General features: G+C 70.7%; 11 protein-coding genes. 5 read left to right on the plus strand and 6 right to left on the minus strand.

Translation table 11 applies throughout. From position 1 onward, the window contains the following. The 3 genes from VF697_RS04775 to VF697_RS04785 form a co-directional block, all read right to left on the minus strand. Positions 1-3,147 (minus strand): multidrug efflux RND transporter permease subunit, encoded by a 3,147-nt coding sequence (locus tag VF697_RS04775; protein WP_331092296.1) that lies wholly within the window; start codon positions 3,145-3,147, stop codon positions 1-3. Positions 3,148-3,234: 87 nt separating this feature from the next. Next, positions 3,235-4,383, minus strand: coding sequence for an efflux RND transporter periplasmic adaptor subunit (locus tag VF697_RS04780; RefSeq protein WP_414641239.1), 1,149 nt, complete (start codon positions 4,381-4,383; stop codon positions 3,235-3,237). 26 nt (positions 4,384-4,409) lie between these two features. Continuing rightward, positions 4,410-5,807, minus strand: a complete 1,398-nt coding sequence (locus VF697_RS04785; RefSeq protein ID WP_331092287.1) for a TolC family protein — start codon at positions 5,805-5,807, stop codon at positions 4,410-4,412. 209 nt (positions 5,808-6,016) lie between these two features. Between VF697_RS04785 and VF697_RS04790 the strand changes: the two genes are divergently transcribed. Further along, a complete protein-coding gene (locus tag VF697_RS04790) occupies positions 6,017-6,376 on the plus strand; it encodes a MarR family winged helix-turn-helix transcriptional regulator (RefSeq protein WP_331092288.1) in 360 nt (119 codons plus the stop codon). 151 nt (positions 6,377-6,527) lie between these two features. Next, on the plus strand, positions 6,528-7,082 hold the full coding sequence (locus tag VF697_RS04795; RefSeq protein WP_331092289.1) for a Uma2 family endonuclease: 555 nt from the start codon (positions 6,528-6,530) through the stop codon (positions 7,080-7,082). A 1-nt stretch (position 7,083) separates the two neighbouring features. On the opposite strand, the gene VF697_RS04800 is transcribed toward VF697_RS04795, so the two are convergent. From VF697_RS04800 to ttcA, 3 genes are read right to left on the minus strand one after another with little or no spacing between them, the layout of a single operon-like run. Continuing rightward, on the minus strand, positions 7,084-7,905 hold the full coding sequence (locus VF697_RS04800) for a phosphate/phosphite/phosphonate ABC transporter substrate-binding protein (RefSeq protein WP_331092290.1): 822 nt from the start codon (positions 7,903-7,905) through the stop codon (positions 7,084-7,086). Positions 7,906-7,929: 24 nt separating this feature from the next. Next, positions 7,930-8,757: a TerB family tellurite resistance protein gene (locus VF697_RS04805; protein WP_331092291.1), complete on the minus strand. Its 828-nt coding sequence runs from the start codon at positions 8,755-8,757 to the stop codon at positions 7,930-7,932. Beyond that, a complete protein-coding gene (gene ttcA / locus VF697_RS04810; RefSeq protein WP_331092292.1) occupies positions 8,750-9,592 on the minus strand; it encodes a tRNA 2-thiocytidine(32) synthetase TtcA in 843 nt (280 codons plus the stop codon). Before ttcA ends, VF697_RS04805 begins: the two co-directional genes overlap by 8 nt. A gap of 79 nt (positions 9,593-9,671) precedes the next feature. Between ttcA and VF697_RS04815 the strand changes: the two genes are divergently transcribed. The 3 genes from VF697_RS04815 to VF697_RS04825 form a co-directional block, all read left to right on the plus strand. Beyond that, a complete protein-coding gene (locus VF697_RS04815) occupies positions 9,672-10,838 on the plus strand; it encodes a ribonuclease D (RefSeq protein WP_331092293.1) in 1,167 nt (388 codons plus the stop codon). A 301-nt stretch (positions 10,839-11,139) separates the two neighbouring features. Beyond that, on the plus strand, positions 11,140-11,490 hold the full coding sequence (locus VF697_RS04820) for a hypothetical protein (protein ID WP_331092294.1): 351 nt from the start codon (positions 11,140-11,142) through the stop codon (positions 11,488-11,490). A gap of 72 nt (positions 11,491-11,562) precedes the next feature. Then, on the plus strand, positions 11,563-13,014 hold a 1,452-nt coding region (locus tag VF697_RS04825), incomplete at its 3' end, for a DUF2339 domain-containing protein (RefSeq protein ID WP_331092295.1).

Raw genomic sequence — 13,014 nt, forward strand, 5'->3', positions numbered from 1 at the left:
TCACGGCGAGGGGGCGGGAGCAGGCACCTCGGGGTGCTCCTCGGACATCCGCTTCGCCTCACCCCGCAGGCGCTGCATCAGCACGTACAGCCCCGGGATGAAGATGAAGTTGACCACGGTGGACACGAGCATGCCGCCGAAGACGGTCGTCCCCAGCGAGCTGCGCGAGCCGGCACCGGCCCCCTTCGCCATCATCAGCGGTACCACGCCCAGCAGGAAGGCGATGGAGGTCATCAGGATGGGGCGCAGGCGCACCTCGGCGGCCTCCACCACCGCCTCCACGGCGCTCTTGCCGCTCGCGCGAAGCTGCTCGGCGAACTCCACGATGAGGATGGCGTTCTTGCTCGACAGGCCCACCAGCATCACCAGCCCCACCTGACAGAAGACGTCGTTGGCGAAGCCTCGCGCCACCTGCAGCCCCAGCGCGCCCAGGATGGCCAGGGGCACCGAGAGGATGATGACGAAGGGCAGGCTGAAGCTCTCGTACTGGGCCGCGAGCACCAGGAAGACGAACAGGATGCCCAGGGCGAAGATGATCATCGTCTGCCCGCCGCTCTCCTTCTGCTCCAGGCTGATGCCGGTCCACTCCGAGGCCATGCCCTGGGGGAGGAGCTGCGCGGCCAGCGAGTCCATGGCCTCCAGCGATTGACCCGAGGAGACCCCCGGCGCGGCCTGGCCGTTGATCTCCACGGCGCGGAAGAGGTTGTAGTGCCGGATGACCTGGGCGGAGACGGTGGGATTCACCTTCACCAACGACTCCAGCGGAATCATCGCCCCGCTGTCGGTGCGCACGTAGAAGGCCCCGATGTCCTGCGGGCTGTCGCGGAACTGCTGCTCGGCCTGGACATAGACGCGGTAGGTGCGGTTGGCGTAGTTGAAGTCGTTGACGTACTGGCTGCCCATGTAGACCTGCATCGTGCCGAACACCTGCTCCAGCGGCACGCCGAGCGCCTTGGCCTTCTGCCGATCCACCTCGACGTCCAGCAGCGGCGTGTCGGCGTTGAAGGACGTGAAGACGCCGCGCAGCTGGCCCGTCTCATTGCCCTTCGCCACCAGCTCCTGCGCGGCCGAGGCCAGCTCGTCCAGCGAGCGACCGCCAGCCACGTCCTCGACGATGAACTGGAAGCCGCCCACGGCGCCCACGCCCCGGATGGCGGGAGGCTGGAGGGGCATCACCCGGGCGCCACCGATGCGGCCGAGCGGCCCGCGCAGCCGCTCCACCAGGCCGGCGACGGACTGCTCGCGCGTGAGCCGCTCCGACCAGGGCTTGAGGGGGATGAAGATGGTGGCGTAGTTGGAGCCGGTCCCCTGGAAGGAGAACCCGCCGATGGCGAACATGGTCACCACCTCGGGCTGCTTCTTCAGCACCTCCTCCGTCTCGGCCAGCACCTTCTCCGTCTGCGCGAGCGACATGCCCTCGGGCCCCTGCACGGAGATGATGAGGTAGCCCTGGTCCTCGTCGGGGATGAAGCCGGTGGGCGTCGCCCGGAAGAGCAGCACCGTCGCGCCGATGCACAGGAGGAACGCCCCGAGGATGATGAGGGGACGCTTCAGCAGCACGCGCAGCCACCGACCGTACGAGGCCTTCGTCCAGTCGAGCCCCTTGTCCATCCACCGGAAGAAAATCCACTTCTCCCCGTGGTGGTGCTCGAGCAGCCGCGCGCTCAGGGCCGGCGTCAGGGTGAGGGCGCAGAAGGTGGACAGGGCCACCGACGCGGCGATGGTCAGCGCGAACTGGCGGTAGATGGAGCCCGTGGTGCCCGGAAAGAGCGCCACCGGGACGAACACCGCCACCAGCACGATGGAGATGGCCACCACCGCGCCGGACACCTCCTTCATGCCCTCGCGCGCCGCCTGCATGGCCGTCAGGCCCCGCTCGACCATCAAGCGCTCGATGTTCTCGATGACCACGATGGCATCGTCCACCACGAGACCCGTGGCCAGCGTCAGGCCGAAGAGGGTCAGCGTGTTGATGGAGAAGCCCATCAGGTAGACGAAGGCGAAGGTGCCCACCAGCGACACCGGCAGGGTGAGGGCGGTGATGAGCACGCTGCGCCAGCCGTGCAGGAACAGGAAGATGACGAGGATGACCAGCGCGATGGCCTCGATGAGCGTCCGCACCACCTCGCGGATGGAGGCGCGCACCGCGAGCGTGGTGTCGTTGCCCAGCTTGTACTCGAGCCCCGGGGGGAACTGCGCGGAGAGCCGGTCGAGCTCCTTGATGACGCCGTCGCGCACGTCGAGCGCGTTGGCGGTGGGGAGCTGGAAGATGGCCATCCCCACGCCCGTCCTGCCGTTGAAGCGCAGGAGCGTCCCGTAGTTCTCCGCGCCGAGCTCCACCCGGCCCACATCCCGCACGCGCACGAGCTTGCCATCGGTGTTGCGCAGCAGGACGATGTCCCCGAACTCGTCGGGCTCCACGAGCCGGCCGCGCGCCCGCACCGCGATTTGATAGGGCTGCTCGTTGCTCGACGGGGGCTGGCCCACCTGGCCCGCGGCCACCTGGAGGTTCTGCTCCTGCAGCGCCCGCACCACGTCCTGGGGCGTGAGGTTGCGGCGCGCCAGCTCCGTGGGGTCCAACCACAGGCGCATGGAGAACTTGCGCTCGCCGAAGATGCGCACCTCGCCCACGCCGCGCACGCGCTTGACGGCGTCCTTCAAGTTCACGTCCGCGTAGTTGCTGAGGAACTTCGCGTCGTAGCGGTCGTCCGGGCTGGAGAGGCCCACCGTCAGCAGCATCTGGCTGGAGGCCTTGTTGACCACGATGCCCGACTGGTTCACCTGCGCGGGCAGGCGCGAGGCGGCGCGGCTCACGCGGTTCTGCACGTCGACGGCGGCCACCTCGATGTCGCGTGTGGGCTCGAAGGTGACGGTGACGGTGCTGGTGCCGTCGTTGCTGCTGGTGGAGGTGATGTAGCGCATGCCCTCCACGCCGTTGAGCTCCTGCTCCAGCGGGATGGTGACGGCGCTCTCCACCACCTCGGCGCTCGCGCCCACGTAGTTGCTGGTGACCGTCACCTGCGGCGGCGCGAGGTCCGGGTACTGGGCGATGGGGAGGATGGGAATGGCGATCGCCCCCACCAGCGTCAGCAGGATGGAGCAGACGGCGGCGAAGACGGGTCTGCGGATGAAGAAGTCGACGAACACGGCGTTCAAGCCCTCGATGATTTTGGCTGTGGCCGGGCCACGCGCCCCTCTCCGCGCGGCCCGGTCCTGCTGTCGCTCGGCGGCGAGCTAGCGGCTGCCCCCGGTGGCACTTGCGGCCCCGGGGCCTCCCGCGACGCCCTGCGTCGGGACGACCTCGGCGCGGGAGCCGGGTGCGCTCGGCTTCACCTTCACGGCCGCCCCATCGCGCAGCGCCTGCAGCGAGGAGACGGCCACCACGTCGCCCTCCTTCAACCCCGACTCCACCACGTAGGCCATGTCCCCGAGCGCCCCGAGCTTCACCGGGCGGCGCGATACCACCGTCTTGCCGTCCTTCTCCTGCACCACGAGGGCGAAGGGCTGGCCGCTCTGGCGCACCACGGCGAGCGCCGGGAGCTGCAGGGCGTTGCGGGTGGAGTAGACGAGCCGCGCGCGCACCAGCTCACTGGGGCGCAGGCCCACGGTGTTGCGGAAGGCGGCCTTCACCTCCACGAGCTGGGTGCGGGGATCCGCCTGCGGGGCCACGAAGAAGAGCGTGCTGGTGAGCAGCACCTTGCCCTGGGAGTCGAGCACCTCGAGCTGCGTGTCGGGCTTGAGCGAGCGGGCGCGCTCGGACGGCACCGCCACGCTCACCTCGAGCACGTCCGCCTGTGCCACGCTGGTGAGCGGCGTCGTGGCACCCACGAAGTCGCCCATGCGCACCAGCACGTCCCCCACCGTGCCGGAGAAGGGGGCACGCACCACGTGGAACTGGAGCTGCACCTGGCGCTGCGTCACCTGGGCCGCGGTGGAGCGCGAGGCCGCCTCGGCCGCCTCCACCTGGGCCTGGGCGCGCTCCAGCTCCTGGGCGCTCGCGAGCCCCTCCTTATAGAGCGCCTCGGTGCGGGCGAACGTCCGGCGCGCCAGCTCCAGGTTCACCTCCGTGGAGTTGTGCTGGGCCTGGGCGCTGTCGAGCGCCGCCGTCTCCTCGCGCGCGTCCACCTCGATGAGCGGCGTGCCCTCCTCCACCTTCTGGCCGGGACGCACATGGATGCGGCGCACGTAGCCCGCCACCTGCGGCAGCACGTTGACGCTCTGCCGCGACAGGAGCGAGCCCAGGTACTCACCGGTGTCGCGCACCTCGCTGGGGGCGAGCGTCACCACCTGCACCTCGCGCGGAGGCGGAGCGGCCGGCGCCGCCGGCTTCCCCGAGCAGCCCACCGTCCCCGCCACCATCGCCGCACTCCACACCGTCATCATCAGCGCCTTCAGGGGGCGCACCCGTCTCACCAGTCGCACCGGGCCTCCGTCAAGAATGCGTCCAGGCGCGCCTGGACAAGCTCGAATTCACGCAGCGCCAGCGTCAGCTCCGCCTGGCGAAGAATCGCTCCGCTCTGCACCAGCTCGAGGCTGCTGCCGCGGCCCACCTCGAAGGAGCGGCGCGTGAGCTGGTCGGAGCGCTCCGCCAGGGCCCGCGCCTCGGCCGCCGTCTTCACCAGCCCCTCGGCCACCTCCACGCTCCGCCGCGCCCGCTCCACCTCCACCAGCACGTCGCGCCGGGTCCGCTCCAGGGACTCGGCGGCCTGCTGCTCGAGGCCCTGCCGCTCGCTCACCAGCCCGCCTCTCAGGCCGCCTTCCCACAGGGGGACCGACAGCACGGCGACGATATTCCAGGTGGCCAGCCGCCCGGGGCCCGGCTCGGTGGTGAAGCCGTAGAGGGAGCTGGAGAGGCCGAGCGTGGGCAGGTAGCCGGCGGAGGCCTGGCGCCTGCTGTCGCGCGCCGCTTCCACCTGGGAGCGCGCGGCGACGAGGTCCGGCCGCTCGCTCACGTTCCCCAGCGGCGCGCACACCTTCCGCGTCATCTCCACCAGCCCTTGCAGGTTGAAGGCAGGGCGCACGCCCAGCGCATGGTCGAAGCCCAGCGACAGGCCGAGCGTCTCGCGGGCCCGGCGCAGCTGCTCGTCACCGGAGACGAGGGCCCCGCGCGCCTGTGCCACGTCCTGGTTCACGCGCACCACGTCCAACTGGGTGCTCGCCCCCAGCTCGAAGGTGCGCTGGGTGAGCGCGGCGCGCTCGAGCGCCTGGTGCAGGCCCACGCGGTTGATCTCCGCGACGCGCTCGGCGGCCACCGTGGCCACCAGCACCCGCGCCAGGCCCAGGGTGAGCCGGCGCCGCACGTCCTGGAGATTGGCCACGGCGCTCGTCTCGGAGGCCCGGGCCGAGGACAGCCCGCGCCAGGCACCGAAGTCCACCAGGGACTGCGACAGCGACACCGCGCCCGTCACCAGCGGCACGGTGGGCCCGGTTCCATCCTGCTGCCGGCCCTGGGCGACCCCCGTGGCGCCCGTGCCCAACACCAGGATGGGGCTCTCGGGGTTGAGCACGTCGAGGCCCGTGCCCACCGAGGCGCGCACGTTGGGCAGCAGCGTCGCGAGGGACTGGCGCCAGCGGCCCTCGGCGCGCTGGACATTCGCCTCCGCCGTCCGGAGGTCCGTGGAGCGCTCACGCACCAGCGCGAGCGCCTCGTCCCAGCTCTCCACCTGCCGCTGAGCGGGGGGGACGGGGGTGAGCATCGCGTCCTCCACGTGCGGCTGGAAGGGAGCCGGCGAAGGCAGGGCCGCGGTCGGGTCTGACAGCTTCGCGGCGGTGGCGAGCACCAGGAGGAGGACGGAAGGAGAAGGCATGCCAGGGGTTTGGAGAGAAAGAAGAAGTCGCTGCGCGAGCTGCGCTGCCCCCCGTATAAGGCCAGCCCGTTTACGATGCCATTGACAATGGTTGTCGAATGCAACCATCTTTAAGCCGAATGACCCTCATGGTGCAAGTAGCCAGTTTGCGGCGCCTCCTCGTCCGGCGACTCATCCCGCGGCTTGGAGAGCGGACGAGCAGGCCGCTCATGCAGCTCGTGGCCCTGAAATTCATGGCCCTGGAGGGAGTGCGCAGTCAGGCCGCCCTCGCCGAGCGGATGATGGTGGACGCGCCGGCGGTGAGCCGGATGGTCGACCGGTTGGAGGAGGACGGGCTGGTGAAGCGCTGCGCCGGGGAGGATCGCCGCTGCGTCCGGCTGGAGAGCACTCCCGCGGGCCTGGACGAGCTGAAGTACCTGGAAGCCGCGGAGCAGGCGCTGGATGAGGAGGTGCAGCAGCACCTGACCGCCTCGGAGATGCGCGAGCTGAAGCGCCTGCTGGAGAAGCTGCAGACGGGCCTGACCCAGAGCCCCGCTCCGTCGCGCCCCGAGGGAGCCACGGCGGAGTAACCGGGACACCGGAGACGGGGACGCTTGCGCCCGGCACCGCCCGGAGACAACTTCCCAGGGAATGTGGCGTCAGGTAACGCGGGACGTCAGACCGGAATGGTAGACCGGCTCCATGGAAACGGAGACGGGCGTCGAGGGACAGAGGGGAGTCATGGAGCGCAAACCGGCCACCTACGCGGACCTGGAGGCACTCCCCGAGCATGTGGTGGGGGAGATCGTCGCGGGGGAGCTTCACGTCAGTCCCCGGCCCGCCGGTCCCCACACGGTGGCGGCCTCCGTGCTGGCATTCGAGCTGGGAGGACCGTTCCACCGAGGGCGGGGAGGCCCCGGCGGCTGGGTCCTCCTGATTGAGCCGGAGCTGCACCTGGGGCAGGACGTGCTGGTGCCGGACCTGGCCGGCTGGCGCAGGGAACGGATGCCTCGCGTACCGCGCACCCCGGCCTTCACGCTCGCGCCGGACTGGGTATGTGAGGTGCGCTCCCCCTCCACGGCCAGATGGGACCGAGAGGCCAAGCTTCCCGTGTACGCACGCGAGGGCGTGAGGCACGTGTGGTTCCTGGACCCGGAAGCGCGCACGTTGGAGGTGTTCCGACTGGACGGAGCGCGCTACTCGCCGCGGGCCACGCACACCGGCACGGGCCGCGTTCGCGCCGAGCCCTTCGAGTCCCTGGAGTTGGAGCTGGCCGCCCTCTGGGACGAGGCGTAGCTCAGAGGCTCGCGAGGGCCACGCGGTAGAGGGCCCGGTAGCCCATGCGCGGCGCTGGCTCGAAGCGCTCGGCCTTGAAGAGGTCCTCCAGCAGGCGGCGCCCCTCCTCCCCCTCGTGCATGCCCAGCAGCGCCCGCTCCAACTGGACCACCAGCTCGGGCGCCACGCCCATGCCCACCGGCACGCCGTCGTTGGGCGCCTCCTCGGTGTAGGCGATGAGCTCGAACGCCCCACCCTGCCCCGGCAGCACCACCTCCACGCCGTCCGCGTAGGTGAAGCCCGTGGACTCCGGCGGGCAGAAGACGCACGCCACGTCCACCGTGCCGGCCAGCACCGCCTCCAGCGCCGCCCGGTACGAGCCCGAGAGCTGCTGCGAGGCGAACGTCCGCGCCGGCTCCAGCCCCTTGGCCTTCAGGTACGCCGCCGGCAGCAGGTAGCCCGCCACCGAATCGCGGTCCACCCATGCCATGCGCGTGCCCTGGAGCTTCTCCAGCGTCAGCCCCGAGCCCGCTCGCGCCAGCAACGCCGAGCGGTACGACGAGCGCCCGCGCCGCACCCCGCGCGCCAGCACCCGCACGCCCATGGCCTCCACCCGCGCGCACACGAAGGGCGGCGCCCAGACGGCGTCCGCGCGGCCCGCCAGCAGGTCCTTCGCCAGCGCCTCGTAGCTGGCCGCCACCGTCACCTCCACCCGCCGGCCCAGCGCGTGCTCGATGGCCACGGCCAGTTGCTCGGCCCGCCCACGCGCCTGCTCATTGCCCAGCGAGGGCGGCAGGCCGAAGCGGAACGAGAAGCGCGGCTGCGAGGGCGGGGCAACGGGCATGGTCGGGAGCCGGTCCTCCTCCTACTACGCCTCGCGGTCGAGCCGCGCGACTTCGTCGTCCGCCAGCCCGAAGGTCGCCTGGAGGATGTGGAGGATGCGCAGCTCCCCCGGACTCGGATCCTGTCCGCCCGCGTGGGCAATCTTCGTCGCCAGCCGGTAGGCCTTCAGCCGGTGGGCGTGCGTCGCCAGCCCGCGCGCCAGCACCTGCAACCGCTGCGGCAGCCCCTCGGCGACCAGCGCCGACACCGCCTCGCTCACGAAGGCCTGGGCGCGCTCGGGGCTCACGTTGTGGAAGAGCGGGTCCGACGCGAAGCTCTCCACCAGCGCCCGCGCCTCCGCTTCCTTCAGGCGCCCATCCGCCGCGCTCACCAGCACCATCACCTCGGCGTACAGGCGCTCCAGGGGCTCGCCCAGCGCCTCCGCCAGGCTGCCTCCCCCCTCGATGACGTCGATGATCTGCGCCACCTCGTCCTCGGAGATGCCCAGCGCGGCCTGGAACGTCTTGAGCAGCCCCAGCTCCGTGCGCGTGGCCCGGTGGTCCGAGAAGGCGATGGACGCCGCCAGCCCGAAGGCCAGCATCCGGTTCTTGTGGTCCGGCAGCCGCGAGCGCAGCGAGGCGAGGATCTCCTCCAGGTCGTGCGCCTCGGACAGCCGCTGGGCGCTCGCCACCACCAGCGAGTTGAGCTCCTCGGGCCTGGTGCCCTCGAACTCGGGGCGCTCGATGACACGACGCAACAGCGTCTGCAGCTCCAGCTGCGAGACCCGGCCATCGGCCATGGCCGCCAGGAGCATCACCTCCACCAGCGCGGCGTTCCGCTCCTTGCGCGCCTTCACCGCCTGTTCTTTAGGCATCCGCCAACCCTCCCATCGTTCTTGCTGCCGTCTTGGTGCCCTCGGGCTGCTGCGCCTCGGGCGTGCCGTCGGAAAACTCGAAGTCGAACAGGTTCTTGTCCAGCAGGTGGCTGGGCCGCACGTTGCCCATCGCGTTGAGCACGCTCTGGCGCACGTTGGGAATCTCCTTGCCCAGCTCCTCCACCAGCCGCTTCATCCGCTGGCGCTGGAGGTTCTCCTGCGTGCCGCACAGGTCGCACGGGATGATGGGGAACCGCCGGGCCTCGGCGTAGGCGGCGATCTCCTTCTCCGGCGCGTAGCACAGCGGGCGGATGACGGTATTGCGCCCATCGTCGCTCTTGAGGATGGGCGGCATGGCCTTGAGCGAGCCGGCGAAGAAGAGGTTGAGCAGCAGGGTGTGGACGAGGTCGTCCCGGTGGTGGCCGAGGGCGATCTTCGTGCAGCCCAGCTCCACCGCCGCCGTATAGAGGATGCCGCGGCGCAGCCGGGAGCACACGGTGCACTGCGTCTTGCCCGGGGGCGTCTTCTCGAGGACGACCGAGTAGGTGTCCTCCTTGAGCATCTTGTAGGCGAAGCCCTCGCTCTTGAACCAGTTCTCCAGCTTGTCGGCCGGGAAGCCGGGGTGGCCCTGGTCCAGGTTGACCGCCAGCAGGTCGAATTTGACGGGGGCGCGGCGCTGCAGCTCCCGGAGCAGGTAGAGCATGGTGTACGAGTCCTTCCCACCAGACACACCCACCATGATGCGGTCCCCCTCGGAGATGAGGCGGTAGTCCGCGATGGCCCGGCCCATGTGGCCGAGCAGGTTCTTTTCGAGGCGAAGGACGTCGGGGTTCATCGGCGGTTGTCATCCTAGCGGCGACGCGGGAAAAAACACGCTACACGTACACACCTGGTCCGCTAGCCTGCTCTCCGCGATGCCGACCTTCCCACAAGGTGCGCAGGACGTAGTGGATACGCTGGGGGCCCAAGCGGCCGCCCGGAAGCTCGAAGCCGCCCCGGAGCTGGCCGTGGACGTGGAGGCGGACGCGATGCACGCCTTCCGCGCCCGCCTGTGCTTCCTCCAGGTGGGGACGGGCGACGACGTCTTCCTCTTCGACACGCTGCAGCCGGGGGTGGAGCCCTCGCTGCTGGCGCCGGTGATGGGGGACCCGGGGAGGACCAAGTTCTTCCACGCCGCGTCGGGGGATCTGCCCTACCTCGCTGAAGCAGGCGTGCGGGTGAGGGGCCTCTTCGACACCCACCGGGCGGCGACGCTGCTGGGCTGGCCCAAGGTGGGGCTGGCGGACCTGGCGCGCGAACGGCTGGGCGTGGAGCTGCCGAAGGAGCACCAGCAGTCGGACTTCTCGCTGCGGCCGCTGCCCCTGGGGATGCGGGACTACATCGCCAACGACGTGCGCTACCTCGTGGAGCTGGGCCGGCAGGTGCGCGAGGAGTGCCGCAAGGCGGACATCCTCGAGGAGGTGCTGCTGGACTGCGAGCGCATGTGCGACGAGGCGGCGGCGCGACCGGACGTGGGAGCGGACTTCAAGCCGCGCCTGCCGAAGTCGGGGCTGACGCCGGCGCAGCTGCTGCTGGGCAACACCATTGCCCAGGCGCTGCACCGCAAGCGGCTGGAGTGGGCCGAGGCGGAGAACATCCCCATGGGGCGGATGCTCTCCAACATGGCCATCTCGGACATCGCGATGAAGCCGCCGGGCAACGCCAAGGAGTTGGCGAGGGCGGCGGGCGTGCGCGGGGCCTTCGTGCGGGCGCACGGGGACGAGGTGCTGGCGCTCGTGCGCGAGATACTGGAGCGGTCGCGCCGGGGCGAGCTGAAGCCGGAGGCGGAGCCGAAGGGCCCGAAGGATCCGAACCGACGCAAGCGCGAGGAGGCGCTGAAGACGTGGCGCGCGGAGAAGGCGGGAGCGCGGAAGGTGACGCCGTCGGCGGTGCTGCCCAACCCCATCTCCGACACGCTCGCGTCACGGCCGCCGGCCAGCCTCGATGAGCTGCGGGCAGTGCCCTACTTCGGGGAGAAGCGCGTCCAGCTCTATGGAGAGGAGCTGCTGGCGCTGCTCGCGCAGTACCCCGTGCAGGGCTGAGTTCCAGGACCCCGCAACTCCTTCAAGGTCTCCAAGATCGGACCCACGTGGAGTGAAATCTTCCGCCCGCGCGGACCGCACGCGAAGAAGTCGCGGGCATCTGTGCGTCGGTGGATTGCCGAGGTTCCTCGAGAAGCGAACCGGGAACCTCGGAGTGCTCCTGTGCGTACTTCTCAATGTCAGAAGGACCCCGCGTGAGCGTCATGGGCTCGACTGAACACGAGCTTCGAGTGCGCACGGTGCAGGTTGCGGTTGGGGGGAACGTGCGTAGGTTTGAAGCCGCTGTGTGGAGGTGGCGGGCATGTCTGGAGTGCGACTGGGTGGCGCGACGGCCGACATCCATCACTGCATCGCCGCGAGCTTGAACTGTCAGGCCGCGTGCGAAGCCGCGATGGAGCAATTGGCGACCAAGGGGATGCGCGCCGACAGCGAGCCCATGCGCCTGCTGCGTCAGTGCGCGGAGCTGTGCGAGTTGAATGCCCGGGCCTTGCAGAAGGACAGCCGGCTGGCCCGGCGCACGGCGACGCTGTGCTTCGAGCTGAGCAACCAGGTGGCGCGCGCCGCGTGGCTGGACGGCGACGAGGCCTCCAACGTGCTGGCCCGTGATGCGCTGAACCTCGCCCGGGCCTGCCGGCCACTGCTCTTCACCTGACACAGCAAGCTCCCGTTCTCGCGGGAGAATCCCGGTGCATGTCCCCGCTCCCTCTGGGAGAGTGAGGAGCGCATGGCGGAGGGAGACGCGCAGGATCCGCGAGAGCGGGTACGGAGGCTGGAGGAGACGATCTCCCGGCTGGAGGCACGCCTCGAGCGCCTGGAGGCCGGGGCCACGACGCCGCCAGCGCCCCTGCCCGCTCCCGTCGCGCCGACCCCCACCGAGCCCCAGCCGGAGAAGAGGGACCTCGAGACACAGCTCGGCACGTACTGGTTGAGCCGGTTGGGCATCGTGGCGCTGATCCTCGGCTTCGCCTTCCTCATCATCTACCACTTCGGTGAGCTGGGGGTGCTGGTGCGGGTGGGAGCGGGCTACCTGCTGAGCGCGGGGCTCGCGGCGCTGGGCCTGTGGCTGTCGCGGCGGCACGAGCTCTTCGGGCGCATCCTCTTCGGCGGAGGCCTCGCGCTCGCCTACTTCGTCACGTACGCGTTGCACTTCGTGCCCGCGGTGCGCGTCATCCAGAGCGAGCCGCTCGCGCTGGTGCTGCTGGCGCTCAACGTCGTGGGCATCGTGGCCATTGCCCAGCGGATGCAGTCGGAGACGGTGGCGGGCATCGCGCTCTTCCTCGGGCTGCACACGGGGATGGTGAGCGACATCACCACCTTCACGCTGCTGTCCACCTCGCTCCTGGCGGGCGGGGCGCTCTTCTTCCTGGTGAAGAACCGCTGGGTCATCGTGCCGCTGTCGAGCCTGGTGGCCGTCTACTCGACGCACGTCGTCTGGGCGATGCGCACGGAGACGCTTGCCCCGGGGCGGCCCGACCCCGAGCGGCTCGCGCTGAGCCTCTCCTTCCTCTGCCTCTACTACCTGCTCTTCTCGGTGGCGCTGCTCATCCACCCCCGCGAGCTGTCGCGGCGGGCGAGCCTCTCCTTCGCGCTGCTCAACTGGGGGGGCATGCTCGGCCTGGGCGCGCTGGAGGTGGCGCGCTGGGACGAGCCGCGCCTCTACACCTTCTTCGTCCTCGTCGCGCTGGCGCAGGGCGTGGGCGCGGGAGTGGCCCACCTGCGACGTGCCCCCGCCGCCCTGCTCCAGACCTACCTCGCCACGAGCGTGCTCACGCTCGCCCTGGGCATGCCCTCGCACTTCGAGGACACAGCGCTGGTGCGGGCCTGGACGGTGGTGGGGCTCGTGGCGGGGCTCGCCGGCCGCTCCCTGGGCGCGAGCGCCCTGCAGGTGGTGGGCGTGGGCGTCCTCTACGTGGCGCTCGGGGCCACCTGGCTGCCACCGTCGGGGCGCGCCCTCCTGTACGCCGCCCTCGTCGTGAGCTTCGCGCTCGTCGAGCGGGCCGCGGTGGCTCGGACGGAGCGGCTGCCCCCACCGCTCCAGGGAAGCGGCCGCACGGCGCTCCAGCTCTTCTGCGCGGCCGGCGCGGGGCTCGCCCTGCTGTGGCTCGTGGGCGAGCTGATGCCCAAGGACCTCACCACGCTGGGCTGGGGCGTGGCGGCCTTCGGGCTGTTCGCCCTG

This window comes from Archangium sp. (genome assembly GCF_036388035.1).
Taxonomy (GTDB): Bacteria; Myxococcota; Myxococcia; order Myxococcales; family Myxococcaceae; genus Archangium.